The sequence below is a fragment of the Type-F symbiont of Plautia stali genome (genome assembly GCF_059731105.1).
Window position 1 is genome coordinate 2,956,208 of the sequence record NZ_AP035909.1, and the last position, 14,574, is coordinate 2,970,781.

A 14,574-nucleotide genomic window follows, 5' to 3' on the forward strand; every position below is an offset into this window, starting at 1 on the left:
AAAATATAACATCGTCAGGGCGGGATAATTATCCCGCCCTTTTTTATTTAGCTTTTTATGGCGTAATTACACTGGAACCACGCTTTCTTCAGCCCCGGAATATGACTTTCCTGTGCCGGCAGCGCCTCCACTTTATCAAATCCTTTGTTGCTGCAGTAATTCGCCAGGTCAATATCCATCGCATCACGATTGACCTTCAGCGGGTCAAACCGATACTGAACGGTATTTGAGCTGGGATCTTCGTCAACACGTTCAAATGCCCCGGGTTTGCTGGAGGTACATCCACTCAGCAGAATAAGCGCCAGTGCGCCGGTAATTAATTTTTTCATTTCGTTGTCCTCACTTTGCCGCGCAGTGTATGACGCGGCCTGTCACGCATCCATAGGATTAATGCGCGAAAAATCGAAACCTTAGAAGATTTTGCCAATTAATGCGATACGATTAAACGGCTATCGCTATCGTACCAGACATGACAGGATGCAGTCAGACCCAACGAAAGACTGCACCACACCAGGAAATGCCAAAAATAAGAATCTGTTCCTCTCTTCCCTGCCCGCGCTTAGCGGGCTTTTTTTTGCCCGCTTCCGGCCATCCGTTACTGACCGGTCAGGGCAATCATTCTACGTAACAGATTAGCGGCGCGCTTGTCAGGTAATGCCAGAATGGCACTGTAGAGATCGATAGACATGGCACACAGCGATGAACGGTCTACCGCCGTGTCGGCAGGCATATTCAGCTGCTGCAGCTTTTCGCCCCACTGCTGATAGAGGCGACCGACGATGTTCTGCAGATCCGCCTGTGCCAGCGGCTTATCCAGTGGCTGATCGGGCGGAGGACTGTTCAGCAGCAGCTGTTCCATCGCATCCGCCTCCTTGCGATTCAGGGAAGGTGGCAGCGTGGTCAGCAAATTGATGCCTCCGCTCACCTGCGGATAGAGATAACGGAAGCAGAGGCCCGGATCGAGTCTGTTCAGCGCCTTCATCTCTTCGACTGAAACGCGGATATAGTTAACAACCGCCTGATCCGTTCCGCGCATCAGCCGCTGATTAATCACCTCGATCAGCCAGCCGCGCAGTTCGCCCGTCGCCTGCTCAGCCGGTTCTCCGGCCCGGATGCGGCGGGTCAGTTCCTGGGTCAGCAGCAGCCACAGCGCCGGTTCCTGCGTCTGCAGCACCCGGTAGCCCGGCATTGTTGCCAGCTGCTTCACCGCCTGCTCATGCTGGCTGGCCTGCAACCGATGCGGGGCGACCCAGCTGAACCAGACCAGATTCGCCAGTATCAGCGGCAGCAGAAAGAGAACCAGCCCCTGCCACAAACGCAGCCGGGTCGTTTTGATCAGAACAATAATGATCAGCGCCAGCAGCGCAAACGCCGCCAGCGTAATAAAAAGCAGCCCATTCATGCGGCGGGATTAATCCTTACGCACATCGATCAGCACCGGACAGTGCGCACGTTCAATGACCGACGCGCTGACGGAGCCTTTCAATAACCGGTTAAAAGAGGAGAGATGGCGACGCCCCATAATGATCATGCTGGCCTTGAGCTGCTGCGACTGGGCAACGATAGACTCTGCCGCGTCACCGGCCAGAATCATGCCTCGGGCCGTAATGCCGGCGCGCAGCAGCGGTGCCAGCGCATGGCGCACCACCAGCTCCGCAGTGTTCTGCTCATCCTGCGCGGCCACAAAATCGGCCGGATCTTCACCCGCGTCGATTTCCATCGGCTGATTGCAGGCGGAGTAGGCAGGATCTATACAGCACAGCACCACCACTTCCGCACGATGTGCCAGCGCTTCTTCAATGGTTAAGGCGACCACTTTCTCCGCTACCGGAGAGTGATCAATGGCCATCAGCAGGGTTTTCATCAGATGCTTATCCTTCTATCGCGGCAACTTTGCCGATTTCACGTACCAGTGCCTCTTTACACTTCAGCATCTCGTCACGAAAGCGCGCTTCGTGTCGCAGAAAACGTGCAGAAGGCACCAGCAAAGAGACAGAAAAACGACCAAACAGCGTATCCAGCGCAAACGCCATGGTAGAGACCCCTTCCAGCGTTTCGCCCCGATCCACGGCAATGCCGGTTTCGCGAACCTCCCCGAGCAGCTGCAGCAGCTGCGGCAGGGTTTTCACGGTCATATCCGTTAACTCCTGCCAGTCATCGCCGACAATGGTTCGCACATCTTTGTCACACTCGAGCGCCAGCAGTGCCCGCCCCCCGGATGTGCTGTAAAGCGGCAGATTAAGCCCCATATGCGGAACGACACGAAGCTCACGCGATGCCACCACGTGATGAACAATCGCCAGCTGGCTGCCGCTGGCGCGTGCCAGTGAGACGGTTTCGTTGGTATCGGAGGAGAGTTTTTCCAGCAGCGGGCTGACCAGGTCTACGACATCGGTATGGACGCTGGAGATGAGTTTCAGCAGTGCCGGCCCCAGCCGTAGTCCGCCCGCCCCGCTGCTGCGCACCAGCTCTGCGCTGTCGAGCGCGGCGACAATGCGCTGCACCGTTGAACGCGGCAGTTCGACCGCCTGCGCGATCTCGCCGAGGCTCATGCCGCCCGGCTGCTGGCCCAGCGCATTAAGAATTTTTGCCGCACGGGCGATGACCTGTATACCGCCCGTTTTTTCATCCTCGCGGCTGGAGGGGTGATGTGCCATAGCGTCGTCCTGTTTGAGCTGCCTTACTGTAACCCGATTGCCGCACTTTTTACAGCCTGTACCACATTGCAATACAGCATACCGGGATGTAATATTACCGGCTGTATCACATCGCAATACACTGCATCATAAAAACGAGATCGCCTGCTATGAACGCCAGGTCCGCCGCTGTGCCGGCCCCCCACCCTTTTACGCTGCGTCTGGCGCTGGGTTTAGTCGGTGTCCTGATCGCCGCCCTGACCTCCGGACTGAACGATCGCGTCAGTGATATTGCGCTGGCCGATATTCGTGCCGCAATCGGTATCAGTGTCGATCAGGGTAGCTGGATTATTTCCGGTTATCAGGCGGCCGAAGTCGCTGCCATGATGATTGCGCCCTGGTTTGCCGTCACGCTGTCGCTGCGACGCTTTACGCTCGGCGTGTCAGCGGGATTTATGCTGACCGGTATTCTGCTGCCGCTGGTGCCTGACCCTACGCTGTTTATCAGCCTGCGCGTTCTGCAGGGACTTTTTGGCGGCGCATTACCGCCGATGCTGATGACGGTCGCCCTGCGCTTTCTGCCGCCCCCGTTTAAACTCTTTGGCCTGGCGGGTTATGCCCTGACCGCGACGTTCGGTCCCAACATGGCGGCCTCGCTCGCCGCATTGTGGACCGATCACGTCAGCTGGATGATGGTCTTCTGGCAGGTGGTGCCCGGCATGCTGGTTGCCATGCTGCTGATCAGCCGCGGGATCCCGCAGGACCCACTGCGTCCCGAACGTTTTCAGCAGATCGATCTGTTCGGCATGGTGACCGGCTGCAGTGGGGTGGCGCTGCTGGTGCTGGTGCTGACCCAGGGGGAGCGCCTCGACTGGCTCAATTCGCCGCTGATTACCGGGATGCTGCTGACGGCTCTGCCGCTGCTGCTGGTCTTTCTGATTAACGAGTGGTTTCACCCGCTGCCGCTGTTTAAGCTGCAGATGCTCCGGCGGCCCAATCTGGCGCATGGCTTGCTGGGTCTGGCCTGCGTGCTGATCCTGGGACTGTCAGGTTCTGCCCTGCCCTCCGCCTATTTTGCTCAGGTCAGCGGATTTCGCACCCTGGAGTTTGCCCCGCTGGCGCTGACGGTCGGCCTGCCGCAGCTGCTGATCGCGCCGCTGATTGCCGCCCTGCTGAATATTCGCCGGGTCGACTGCCGCTGGATGCTGACGGCGGGCGTCGGCCTGCTGGTGGTTGCCTGTCTGCTGGGGACACAGATCACCAGCGACTGGGCGCGACAGAATTTCTGGCTGCTGCAGATCCTGCAGGCGTTCGGACAACCCATGATCATTCTGCCGATTCTGATGAGCGCCACCAGCGTCGTGGCGCCACCCGAAGGCCCCTTTGCCTCGGCGATGTTTAATACGGTGCGCGGCTTTTCCAGCATCGCAGCCTCCACACTGGTTGAAGTATTCCTGACTCACCGCGAGCAGTTTCACTCCAGCGTGCTGATTGACCAGGCGGCCAGCCGCAGCTGGCTGATGACCGCCCCGACTGCCGCTCAGGCCAGCAGCAGCCTGCCGCTGTTGCCTGACGGCAGCCTCAGTACCAGCGCGAATCTGAGTGGATTCGCCACCCTGGTGCGGCATCAGGCAACGGTGCTGGGCCTGAGCGACAGCTGGCTGATGCTGACAGGCTTTGCCGCCTGCCTGCTGGTGCTGACCGCCATCCTGCCAAAACGGGTCTGGCCGCCGCAGACTCTGATTCAACCCCCTTCCCGGAATAACTGAATATGCGTGCTTTTGAAATGAAAAGAACCCTGCTGCTGACTCTGCTGCTGGTGATTTTGCTGGTCATGGCCTTTGTCGTCTGGTCACTGATGAACGGCAACGATCACCGCACCAACGATGCTTACATCAATGCCGATTACACGCTGGTGGCGCCGAAAGTCCCGGGCTATGTCAGCAGCGTGCAGGTTCAGGATAATCAGCAGGTTAAAGCAGGCCAGCTGCTGGCCACGCTGGACGATCGTGACTATCGCGTGGCGCTGGAGAGCGCCACCGCTGACCTGCAGGTGAGCCAGGCGAAGCTGCTCAGCAGTCAGGCGCAGCTTGAACAGCAGCAGTCCGTGATCGATCAGCAAAAAGCCAGCGTAGCGGCCAGTCAGGCGTCAGCACAGTATGCCGGTCAGAGCGCGGAACGCTACAACCGCCTCTACAAGAGCGGCACCGTTGCAGCCGACGATCAGCAAAAAGCGAGCTCAACTCAGCGCTCAGCCCTGGCGGCGGTTCACCAGAGTCAGGCCGCGCTGGCGTCAGCCGTTAAACAGGTGGGGGTACTCCAGGCAGCGGTGCGGTCGGCGGAAGCGGATGTGGCTGCCGCGAAGGCCAGCGTCGATCAGGCCCGGCTGAATCTCTCCTACACGCGTATTGTCGCCCCGGTGGACGGCATGGTCGGTCAGCGTGCGGTGCGGACAGGCGCCTATGTCTCCGCCGGAACCCGTCTGCTGGCGGTGGTCCCGCTGCAGCAAACCTACGTGACCGCGAACTACCTTGAGACGCAGCTCAGCGATGTGCGTCCCGGTCAGCGGGTGCAGATCCGGGTAGATGCCCTGCCTGGCAGGACGTTCACCGGCCACGTGGACAGCATTGCACCGGCAACCGGCGCAACTTTTTCCGCTATCTCTCCCGATAACGCTACCGGCAACTACACTAAAGTGGTTCAGCGTTTGCCGGTCAAAATTGTGCTGGATAGTGACCAACCCAATCTGGCCCAGTTGCGTGTCGGCATGTCTGCGATCCCGGACATCGACGTACCGTAATATTGTGAGCAATATCTCAGAACGGACCTATTTCATTTGGGCGGGATTACGCGTAAATTAGCGCTCGATCCTGTTCTGAGTTATTCAGATCGACCCGGACAAGAGAAGACCCTGCCGCTTATGGCGCTCTCTTTTCCACATCTGTTCGCGTTGCACTGGTTTGGGATCGCCATCATCGTAACCGCTCAGAGGAGTTGCTTTGTGAAATATGCCTTGATGGGAATTTCTTTTTTCGCATTACTTTGGTTCGGAACCTTCGTTCTGCTGCTGAAGTAACGGCGTGACAGTGCCGCCAGAGGGCGACGATAACGTCGCCCTTGCTGGCTGTCAGCGTTCTTCTTCCTGCAGTTTCATGCTGCCCGGCAACACGCCGTCGGCACGAAACATCGCTTTTATCCCCCGCACCGCCTGACGTATGCGATCGCTGTTTTCAATCAGCGCAAAACGCACGTGCGTATCACCGTAGTCGCCAAATCCGATACCGGGCGAGACACAGACTTTTGCCTCCTGCAGCAGATGTTTGGCAAATTCCAGCGATCCCAGATGCGCATAGTGGTCCGGGATTTTTGCCCAGACGTACATGGACGCTTTCGGATTCTCCACCATCCAGCCCGCTTCATGCAGACCTTTCACCAGCACATCGCGACGGCGTTTGTACTGTTCGGCGATGTCGCGCACGCACTGCTGATCGCCCTCCAGCGCAGCAATTGCCGCCACCTGGAGCGGTGTAAACGTGCCGTAGTCGTGGTAGCTTTTGATACGCGCCAGTGCGGCAACCAGCTCTTTGTTGCCCACCATGAAACCGATGCGCCAGCCTGCCATGTTGTAGCTTTTCGACAGGGTAAAGAATTCCACGGCGACATCACGCGCACCCGGCACCTGCATGATTGACGGCGCTTTCCAGCCGTCGTAGACGATGTCGGCGTAGGCCAGATCGTGGATCACCAGCACGTTGTACTGTTTCGCCAGCGCAATAACCCGTTCGAAAAAGTCGAGTTCCACACACTGGGCGGTGGGGTTGGACGGGAAGCCGAGGATCATCATTTTTGGCTTGGGATAACTCTCGCGGATGGCGCGTTCCAGCTCGTTGAAGAAGTCAACGCCCGCCACCAGCGGCACTGACCGCACCTGCGCACCCGCAATCACCGCGCCGTAGATATGAATCGGATAGCTGGGGTTCGGCACCAGCACGGTGTCGCCGTGGTCCAGCGTTGCCAGCATAAGATGCGCCAGCCCCTCTTTAGAGCCGATAGTGACAATCGCCTCCGATTCCGGATCGATTTCGACCTGGTAGCGATCGGCGTACCAGCGGGAAATGGCCCGGCGGAGACGCGGAATGCCGCGGGAAGTCGAGTAACCGTGGGTGTCATCACGCTGTGCCACCTGGCAGAGCTTTTCGACGATGTGCGGTGGGGTCGGACCATCGGGATTGCCCATTGAAAAGTCGATGATATCTTCGCCGCGCCGGCGCGCAGCCATCTTCAGTTCAGCGGTGATATTAAAAACGTAAGGGGGTAAACGTTCAATACGCGAGAAACGACGGGGTGTGCTGTTATCAGCCATAGTGTCCTCTGGATTACGTAAGCGCCCGGACCGTCCGAGCGACGCGGGTCACTGCGGTGACCCGTTACGAACATAACGTGGTGAGGATCATTTTGTCGAGCATGGCAGAAAATATTTTTATTGCTGCGGATTCAGTCGTCCCAGCAGCCAGTCGTTCACCCAACAGCCGTTCAGCAGATAATTATCCCGCAGCGTCCCCTCCAGCTGAAAACCGTTCTTCTCCAGAATACGGCGCGAGGCCCAGTTACCTTCCACCACCAGCGCCTTAAGTTTATGGAAATCAGCCTCCAGTAAAAACTGGCACAGGGCCGCCAGCGCCTCGCTGCCATATCCCTGACCGCAGTAGCGATGCAGCAGCATGTAGCCCACTTCTGCCTGCCGATGCGGCTCCCACTCCGGGCTGCAGCCGAACAGGCCAACCGGCTCCCCGTTGTCCCGTCGCCGCGCAACCAGACAGAGCATATGAAAGCTCCCGGGCTGCCAGGGGGCCAGACGCGACGTGAAACGCTGGCGGATATCCGCCTCATCAGGGATTTCACTCACCCAGGCCATGGTGTCGCGATCTTCATGGACGGCGCGAAACAGCTGCCAGTCTTCTGGCTGTAATCGGGTGAGGGTTAAACGGGTGGTGACAAGTTGCATCTGCTGCTCCCGGGTGATGCGGTTTACCGGCGATCGCTGGCACGCGTTATCGCGCAACATAGCAAAACGGCCTTCCAGCGACCAGCGTTAACCGGCGGGAAAACTGTTCCCCTTTATTGCGCTCAGGCTTTCCTCTTTTAGCTGCATTCCCTTAAAAATTGACCTGCAGCAGGAATGCCCGGCACGATTCACCAGGAGGCTGGCGGTTCGCGATCACATTTTTTATCATAGGGTCACTTTCCCTTGCCGACGAGCCGCCTGTGCCCTCCCACTTCACGATGTTGCTGGCCGTTTTTGACCGCGCCGCCCTGATGCTGATCTGCCTGTTTTTCCTGACGCGCACCCGTCCGTTTCGTCAGCTGCTGCAGAAAGATGAACACACCCGCGCAGAGAAGATAGCGGTCACCGCGATCTTCTCCCTGTTTGCCCTGTTCAGCACCTGGTCGGGGGTCAATGTGGATGGGTCGCTGCTGAACGTGCGGGTGATCGCCGTGATGGCGGGCGGCATCCTGTTTGGTCCCTGGGTCGGTATCGCCACCGGCATCATCGCCGGCCTGCACCGCTTTCTGATCGATATCCACGGCGTGACTTCCGTTCCCTGTCTGATTACCAGCATCATTGCCGGTGTTGTGGCGGGCGGCATTAACCGGCGGGTTCTGAAAGAGCATCGCTGGCGTGCCGGTATCGTCGGCGGGATGCTGTGTGAAGCCCTGACGATGGTGCTGATTGTGTTGTGGGCGCGCCCCACATCGCTCGGCCTGGCGATAGTATCGGAAATCGCCCTGCCGATGATCCTCGGCGCCTCCAGCATCGGCCTGATTGTGTTGCTGGTGCAGAGCGTTGAAGGGGAAAAAGAGGCGATTGCCGCGCGTCAGGCCAAGCTGGCGCTGGAGATCGCCAATAAAACGCTGCCGCTGTTTCGTCAGGTTAACAGCGACTCACTGCGCAACATCTGTGACATTATCCGGCGGGAAATCAAAGCCGATGCGGTGGCGATGACCGATAAAAAGCAGATTCTGGCCTATGTTGGCTATGGCGAACATAATTATCAGCACGGGGATGACGGTATCAGTCCTACCACCGCGCAGTCGATCGCCAGCGGTAAAATTATTATCAAAAACAATGATGAAGCCCATCGCACCAAAGACATTCACTCCATGATTGTGATTCCGCTGTGGGAAAAGGGCAAGGTCACCGGCACGCTGAAAATCTACTACCGTCGTGCGCATCGTATTACCGGCTCGCTGAAAGAGATGGCGATCGGTCTGTCACAGATTATCTCTACGCAGCTGGAGGTGTCGCGCGCCGAGCAGCTGCGCGAAATGGCCAATAAAGCGGAACTGCGCGCGCTGCAAAGCAAAATAAATCCCCATTTTCTGTTTAATGCCCTGAACGCGATCTCCTCCTCCATCCGGCTCAATCCCGATACCGCCCGCCAGCTGGTGATTAACCTGTCGCGCTATCTGCGCTACAACCTGGAGCTGAACGACGATGAGCTGATCGACATCCGCAAAGAGCTGTGGCAGGTCAAAGATTACATCGCCATAGAGCAGGCGCGGTTTGGCGACAAGCTGACGATGATTTATGACGTCGATGAAGATCTGCACTTTCTGCTGCCCAGCCTGCTGATTCAGCCGCTGGTAGAGAATGCCATTGTGCACGGTATCCAGCCCTGTAAAGGCAAAGGCGTGGTGACGCTGAGCGTGCGGGATCAGGGCGATCAGGTGCGGATTTCAGTGCGGGACACCGGCAAGGGGATCAGCGAGGAGGTGATGGCCCGGGTGGCGCGCAACGACATGCCCGGCAATAAAATCGGCCTGCTCAACGTACATCACCGGGTGAAACTGCTGTCGGGTCAGGGATTGTGCATTGTGCGGCATGAGCCGGGCACGGAAATCTCTTTTACGCTCAGTAAAAACGGCCAGCGTCTGGCGGAGAATCTGTTATGAAAGCCATTATTGTGGAAGATGAATTCCTGGCGCAGCAGGAACTGAGCTGGATGATCCAGCATCACAGCAAAATCGAAATTGAAGCCTGCTTTGATGATGGCCTCGACGTGCTGAAGTATCTGCAACAGCATCGGGTGGATGTGATCTTTCTCGACATCAACATTCCTTCACTGGATGGCATGCTGCTGGCGCAGAACATCCATCAGTTTGCCCACAAGCCGCTGATTGTCTTCATTACCGCCTGGAAAGAGCATGCGGTGGAGGCGTTTGAGCTGGAGGCGTTTGACTACATTCTCAAGCCCTATCAGGAATCACGGATTGTCACCATGCTGAACAAGCTTGAAGCCACGGCACAGGCGCAGCAGGCGGTCAGCCACCTCAGTGCCACACCCGCCCCGCAGACGGTCAATCTGGTCAAAGATGATCGCATCATCGTCACGGACGTGAATGATATTTACTACGTTGAGGCACATGAGAAGCTGACGTTCGTCTACACACGGCGTGAATCCTATGTGATGTCGATGAACATTACCGAGTTCTGTTCCCGCCTGCCGGAGCAGCAGTTTTTCCGCTGCCATCGCTCTTACTGCGTCAGCCTGAACAAAATTCGCGAAATCGAACCCTGGTTTAACAATACCTATCTGCTGAAACTGCGCGATCTGGAGTTTCAGGTGCCGGTCAGTCGCAGCAAGGTCAAGCTGTTTCGACAGTTAATGCGGCTCTGACGCCGGGAAATGCGTGTCCGGGAAGGGAGTCGTAAGGCGGATAAGGCGTGCCCGGGCCCGCCCCGATCAAGCCGGGAATCCGCTCGTGCCCAGTCAGATGCCGTGCACGAGCGGAAGCCGGATCAGATTTCGCGACCCAGGGTCTGACGCAGATGCGCGCCCGCGCCCAGCAGGCCAGGCTGATCGTGCGTAATCATATAGACCGGGATGCTGGCCACATAGTCGCGGAAACGACCTTTGTCTTCGAAGGCGGCGCGGAACCCGGACGCCTTAAAGAACTCCAGGAAGCGAGGCACGATGCCCCCTGCGATGTAAACGCCCCCGAAGGTACCGAGATTCAGCGCCAGATTGCCGCCAAAACGGCCCATGATGACGCAAAACATCGACAGCGCACGACGGCAGTCGGTGCAGCTGTCATCCAGCGCACGCTGGCTGACATCTTTCGGCTTCAGGTTTTCCGGCACGCGCTTGTCCACTTTAACAATCGCGCGATAGAGGTTAACCAGACCGGCACCCGACAAAACGCGCTCGGCGGAAACATGGCCGAGCTCTTCGCGCAGCACTTCCAGAATCTGATCTTCTTCTTCGCTGTTGGCCGCCAGATCGACATGGCCGCCCTCGCCCGGCAGGCTTACCCAGCGCTTGTCCACATGCACCAGATGGCTGACGCCTAACCCGGTACCGGCACCATAAATCGCAATAGGTTTATCTTTTACCGGTTCAGTTCCGCCGAACTGAATCACGTTGTCAGCGGTCAGCATCGGGATCGCCATTGAGACTGCCGTGAAGTCGTTAATGATTTCCAGGTGTTCAAAACCGATGTTCTCTTTAAGCTTGCGCGTCGAAAACGCCCAGTCATGGTTGGTCATTTCAACCCAGTCATCGGTAATCGGGCAGGCAATGGCAATACAGCCATCTTTAACATCCTGCTGTTGTTCATCAAGATAGTGGCGGATGACAGCTTCGAGGCTGTCGTAGTCTGATGTTGAGAATGTTTTGGCCTGGGAGATGCTGCCGCTTTCCACCTCACACAGGGCGAGGCGCGCGTTAGTCCCGCCGACATCGCCGACCAAGGCATAGGTTGTCATTCTTCTGTTGCTCCGCTTGGGGTCTTAAGAGTTGGAGGACACTATAAAATTCTGCCCATAAAACAACAACGCTCACCGGTGCGATTGGTGAGCGTCTTACTCAGGTGTGCTACAGCCTAACCGCGATAGTCAACCCTGCACAGCGGCAACTATCTGAATCTTAGCCGCCGTTGCGTTGATTCAGGCAGGCCGTGACTTTTCGTAACAGCGGCGGCAGATCGTCTTTGGGCATCACCACCTCAACCAGCGACAGCCATTGAGGCCGTGAGAGCCGCGCCATCACCTCGTTTAACTGCACCGTTTCACTGATGCGCCAGCTCTGCGCCTGGCCCTGCAGGCTGAAAGCGTGCGGTAAGGCGGTCCAGTTCCACTGTGCAATATCATTATAACGCTGAGTTGCGCCGTGAATCGCTCTTTCGACGGTATAACCTTCATTATTCAGCAGAAAGATAATCAGCGACTGTTGGTCGCGCAGCATTGAGCCCAGTTCCTGAATGGTCAGCTGCGCCGAGCCGTCACCGATGATCAGGATAACCCGGCGATCCGGCGCGGCCGTCTGCGCGCCAAAGGCTGCCGGGAGAGTATAGCCGATCGAGCCCCACAATGGCTGCACCACCAGCTGTGCCTGTGAAGGCAGTCGCAGGGCCGCTGCACCAAAGGCTGCCGTCCCCTGCTCGGCCAGAATCAGGTCGCCGGGTTGCAGGAATGACTGCATGGCCTGCCAGAACGCCTGCTGACTGATGATCGCCGCTGGCGCTTCGGGCTGCGCGACGGTGGGCGTGTCACTACTCCGCCACTGCTGCCCATATTGCGCGAACAGCGACTGGAGCTCGCTTAACGCATCGGCCATCGACAGCGGCGCAAACTGTTCCGAGCCTGCGCGGGCGCTGTGCGGCTGCAGGTCAATACATTTCTCCGGGGCGAACTGCTGCGTGAAGCCCGCGGTGATCGTATCGGTAAAACGGACGCCGACGCAGATCGCCACGTCCACCTGCTCAATCTGTTCACGCGCCTGTCCGGCGCTCGCCTCACCGGCATAGGTGCCGACGTAACCCGGCTGCTGTTCATCCAGTACGCCTTTACCCATCAGCAGCGTGGCGCAGGGTATCGCACGCTGTTCACGCAGCGCGGCCAGTGCTGCCTGCTGCTGCCAGCGCAGCGCAAGGAAATCCGCCAGCAGTGACACGCGCTGCGCCGAAGCCAGCATCCGCTCCGCCGCAGCGCGGAAAGCACGGCGGACGTCGGGCGAAGAGGTTTGCCGGATAATCAGCGGCCGGGCGGGTGGCGGGACTTCCGTCGCCGCGACGTCAACCGCCAGCGAAAGATAACCCGGACGACGAGCCTGCAGCGCATGGGTTATCACCCGGTCAATCTCAGCCGTGGCGTTGTCCGCGGTAAGCCGGGCGGTTGCGGCGCTGACCTCCCCGGCCATGCGAATGAAATGCTGAAAATCGCCATCGCCCAGCGAATGGTGAACGCAGTCGCCCTGCGACTGTGCCCCTGTCGCAGGCGCACCCACGATGTGGATGACCGGCAGATATTCAGCATAGCTGCCTGCGACGCCGTTGATTGCGCTCAGCTCGCCGACACCAAAGGTGGTCAGTAGTGCCCCTGCGCCGTTGCAGCGCGCATAACCATCCGCCGCATAGGCTGCGTTAAGTTCATTGGCGCACCCCACCCAGCTGAGGGTGGGATGGGCAATGACCCGATCAAGAAACTGGAGGTTATAGTCGCCCGGCACACCAAACAGATGCTCTATACCAATCTCCTGCAGACGGCTTAGCAGGTAATCGCCAACGGTAAATGTAGACATCGCGCATTCCTTTCAGGGAAGAGTCGGCTTAAGTATCTGACAGCCGTTGAAATTAGCGAGAAAAGGGGTAGCTTTCAGCCGCCGCAATGTGCGGAAAGCGGGCGTTACGCTGGCGGAATATTCTGTAAAATTGCGAACTGGTGCGCATTGCCACCAAGTGTAACCGTATACACTGATAGACTTTTGGCACATCTTCCCGTTTTTACTCAGGAGCGCTGAATGTCCTCTTTCCCCCATCCCGACCGTTATCAGCAGATGGAATACCGGCGCAGTGGCCGCAGCGGCATTAAGCTGCCCGCCATTTCGCTGGGGCTGTGGCATAACTTTGGTGACAGCACCCGCGTCGATAACAGCCGTGAACTGCTGCGCCATGCCTTTGACCGTGGCATTACGCACTTCGACTTAGCGAATAACTATGGTCCGCCGCCCGGCTCGGCAGAGGAGAACTTCGGCCGACTTCTGCGGGAAGATTTTCGGGCGCATCGCGATGAGCTGATTATCTCCACTAAAGCGGGTTACACCATGTGGCAGGGGCCTTATGGCGACTGGGGATCGCGTAAGTATCTGGTCGCCAGTCTGGACCAGAGCCTGAAACGAATGGGACTGGAGTATGTGGATATTTTCTATCATCACCGCCCCGATCCGGACACCCCGCTGGAGGAGACGATGCGCGCGCTGGATCATGTGGTGCGTCAGGGCAAAGCGCTCTACGCCGCCCTCTCGAACTATCCGGCCGGGCTCGCGGCTGACGCGATAGCGATCCTGCGCGATCTCGGCACGCCCTGTCTGATCCACCAGCCGCGCTATTCGATGTTTGAACGCACACCGGAGCAGGGACTTATTCAGACGCTCGGCGAGGCGGGCGTCGGCTGTATCGCCTTTTCCCCGCTGGCGGGTGGCGTCCTCACCGATCGCTATCTGCAGGGCATCCCGGCCGATTCGCGTGTGGCCAGCGGCAGCCGCTTCCTGAATGAGAACCAGCTGACGGAGGAGAAAATGGCGCGGGTGCGCAGACTAAATACCCTGGCGCAGCAGCGCGGGCAGAAGCTGGCGCAGATGGCGCTGGCGTGGGTGCTGCGCGATGAGCGCGTCACCTCGGTACTGATTGGTGCCAGTAAAACGGCGCAGATTGATGATGCCGTGGCGATGCTGGCCCGCCGTGAATTCAGCGATGACGAGCTGGCAGCCATTGACGCGGCCCTGATGTGATCCCTGCCCTGCCCGGTGCTCACCGGGCAGTTTCAGGGCCAGAATTGTCTCAATCCCCTTTCTCTCCCCAATTTCCTCACAATCTTCCGACACAATGATAGGGTAACAACAGCAATCCGCAGGCACAGACTGCGCCGCAACAGCATCAG

Annotated in this window: 14 protein-coding genes; 6 read left to right on the top strand and 8 right to left on the bottom strand. The window is 58.2% G+C overall.

Annotated elements, in window-relative coordinates; all coding sequences use genetic code 11:
- Positions 1-47: 47 nt before the first annotated feature.
- From AC6I7A_RS14030 to AC6I7A_RS14045, 4 genes are all read right to left on the bottom strand, one after another.
- Positions 48-329: a putative periplasmic lipoprotein gene (locus AC6I7A_RS14030; RefSeq protein ID WP_009088892.1), complete on the bottom strand. Its 282-nt coding sequence runs from the start codon at positions 327-329 to the stop codon at positions 48-50.
- 266 nt (positions 330-595) lie between these two features.
- Complete coding sequence (locus AC6I7A_RS14035) at positions 596-1,402, bottom strand: hypothetical protein (protein ID WP_009088891.1); 807 nt, start codon at positions 1,400-1,402, stop codon at positions 596-598.
- A gap of 9 nt (positions 1,403-1,411) precedes the next feature.
- On the bottom strand, positions 1,412-1,864 hold the full coding sequence (locus AC6I7A_RS14040; RefSeq protein ID WP_009088890.1) for a universal stress protein: 453 nt from the start codon (positions 1,862-1,864) through the stop codon (positions 1,412-1,414).
- Between the two features lie 7 nt (positions 1,865-1,871).
- Positions 1,872-2,657 carry an IclR family transcriptional regulator gene (locus AC6I7A_RS14045; RefSeq protein WP_009088889.1) on the bottom strand — a complete coding sequence of 262 codons (786 nt, stop codon included), beginning with the start codon at positions 2,655-2,657 and terminating at the stop codon, positions 1,872-1,874.
- 149 nt (positions 2,658-2,806) lie between these two features.
- On the opposite strand from AC6I7A_RS14045, the gene AC6I7A_RS14050 reads away from it, so the two are divergent.
- The 3 genes from AC6I7A_RS14050 (at position 2,807) to ypdK (ending at position 5,712) form a co-directional block, all read left to right on the top strand.
- Positions 2,807-4,405: an MFS transporter gene (locus AC6I7A_RS14050; RefSeq protein ID WP_058958161.1), complete on the top strand. Its 1,599-nt coding sequence runs from the start codon at positions 2,807-2,809 to the stop codon at positions 4,403-4,405.
- A gap of 2 nt (positions 4,406-4,407) precedes the next feature.
- A complete protein-coding gene (locus AC6I7A_RS14055; RefSeq protein ID WP_058958162.1) occupies positions 4,408-5,436 on the top strand; it encodes an HlyD family secretion protein in 1,029 nt (342 codons plus the stop codon).
- A gap of 201 nt (positions 5,437-5,637) precedes the next feature.
- Positions 5,638-5,712 carry a membrane protein YpdK gene (ypdK, locus tag AC6I7A_RS14060; protein WP_099257831.1) on the top strand — a complete coding sequence of 25 codons (75 nt, stop codon included), beginning with the start codon at positions 5,638-5,640 and terminating at the stop codon, positions 5,710-5,712.
- A 51-nt stretch (positions 5,713-5,763) separates the two neighbouring features.
- On the opposite strand, the gene alaC is transcribed toward ypdK, so the two are convergent.
- Both alaC and AC6I7A_RS14070 read right to left on the bottom strand, forming a co-directional pair.
- Positions 5,764-6,999 (bottom strand): alanine transaminase, encoded by a 1,236-nt coding sequence (alaC, locus tag AC6I7A_RS14065; protein WP_009088884.1) that lies wholly within the window; start codon positions 6,997-6,999, stop codon positions 5,764-5,766.
- A gap of 117 nt (positions 7,000-7,116) precedes the next feature.
- On the bottom strand, positions 7,117-7,641 hold the full coding sequence (locus tag AC6I7A_RS14070) for a GNAT family N-acetyltransferase (RefSeq protein ID WP_058958167.1): 525 nt from the start codon (positions 7,639-7,641) through the stop codon (positions 7,117-7,119).
- 278 nt (positions 7,642-7,919) lie between these two features.
- On the opposite strand from AC6I7A_RS14070, the gene AC6I7A_RS14075 reads away from it, so the two are divergent.
- Both AC6I7A_RS14075 and AC6I7A_RS14080 read left to right on the top strand, forming a co-directional pair.
- A complete protein-coding gene (locus AC6I7A_RS14075; protein ID WP_009088882.1) occupies positions 7,920-9,590 on the top strand; it encodes a sensor histidine kinase in 1,671 nt (556 codons plus the stop codon).
- A complete protein-coding gene (locus AC6I7A_RS14080) occupies positions 9,587-10,315 on the top strand; it encodes a LytR/AlgR family response regulator transcription factor (RefSeq protein ID WP_058958163.1) in 729 nt (242 codons plus the stop codon). Before AC6I7A_RS14075 ends, AC6I7A_RS14080 begins: the two co-directional genes overlap by 4 nt.
- A 122-nt stretch (positions 10,316-10,437) precedes the next feature.
- Here AC6I7A_RS14080 and glk read toward each other — a convergent pair whose 3' ends face one another.
- Positions 10,438-11,403, bottom strand: a complete 966-nt coding sequence (gene glk / locus AC6I7A_RS14085; RefSeq protein ID WP_009088878.1) for a glucokinase — start codon at positions 11,401-11,403, stop codon at positions 10,438-10,440.
- 160 nt (positions 11,404-11,563) lie between these two features.
- Entirely contained in the window at positions 11,564-13,216 is a 1,653-nt protein-coding gene (gene ipdC / locus AC6I7A_RS14090) for an indolepyruvate decarboxylase (protein WP_058958164.1), read from the bottom strand.
- Positions 13,217-13,435: 219 nt separating this feature from the next.
- Here ipdC and mgrA point away from each other — a divergent pair, with 219 nt between their 5' ends.
- Positions 13,436-14,425 carry an L-glyceraldehyde 3-phosphate reductase gene (gene mgrA, locus AC6I7A_RS14095; protein ID WP_058958165.1) on the top strand — a complete coding sequence of 330 codons (990 nt, stop codon included), beginning with the start codon at positions 13,436-13,438 and terminating at the stop codon, positions 14,423-14,425.
- Positions 14,426-14,574 lie beyond the last annotated feature (149 nt).

Coding starts and splice junctions, on each gene's coding strand:
- AC6I7A_RS14030 (WP_009088892.1), bottom strand. CDS start 329: ATGAAAAAATTAATTACCGGCGCACTGGCGCTTATTCTGCTGAGTGGA.
- AC6I7A_RS14035 (WP_009088891.1), bottom strand. CDS start 1,402: ATGAATGGGCTGCTTTTTATTACGCTGGCGGCGTTTGCGCTGCTGGCG.
- AC6I7A_RS14040 (WP_009088890.1), bottom strand. CDS start 1,864: ATGAAAACCCTGCTGATGGCCATTGATCACTCTCCGGTAGCGGAGAAA.
- AC6I7A_RS14045 (WP_009088889.1), bottom strand. CDS start 2,657: ATGGCACATCACCCCTCCAGCCGCGAGGATGAAAAAACGGGCGGTATA.
- AC6I7A_RS14050 (WP_058958161.1), top strand. CDS start 2,807: ATGAACGCCAGGTCCGCCGCTGTGCCGGCCCCCCACCCTTTTACGCTG.
- AC6I7A_RS14055 (WP_058958162.1), top strand. CDS start 4,408: ATGCGTGCTTTTGAAATGAAAAGAACCCTGCTGCTGACTCTGCTGCTG.
- alaC (WP_009088884.1), bottom strand. CDS start 6,999: ATGGCTGATAACAGCACACCCCGTCGTTTCTCGCGTATTGAACGTTTA.
- AC6I7A_RS14070 (WP_058958167.1), bottom strand. CDS start 7,641: ATGCAACTTGTCACCACCCGTTTAACCCTCACCCGATTACAGCCAGAA.
- AC6I7A_RS14075 (WP_009088882.1), top strand. CDS start 7,920: ATGTTGCTGGCCGTTTTTGACCGCGCCGCCCTGATGCTGATCTGCCTG.
- AC6I7A_RS14080 (WP_058958163.1), top strand. CDS start 9,587: ATGAAAGCCATTATTGTGGAAGATGAATTCCTGGCGCAGCAGGAACTG.
- glk (WP_009088878.1), bottom strand. CDS start 11,403: ATGACAACCTATGCCTTGGTCGGCGATGTCGGCGGGACTAACGCGCGC.
- ipdC (WP_058958164.1), bottom strand. CDS start 13,216: ATGTCTACATTTACCGTTGGCGATTACCTGCTAAGCCGTCTGCAGGAG.
- mgrA (WP_058958165.1), top strand. CDS start 13,436: ATGTCCTCTTTCCCCCATCCCGACCGTTATCAGCAGATGGAATACCGG.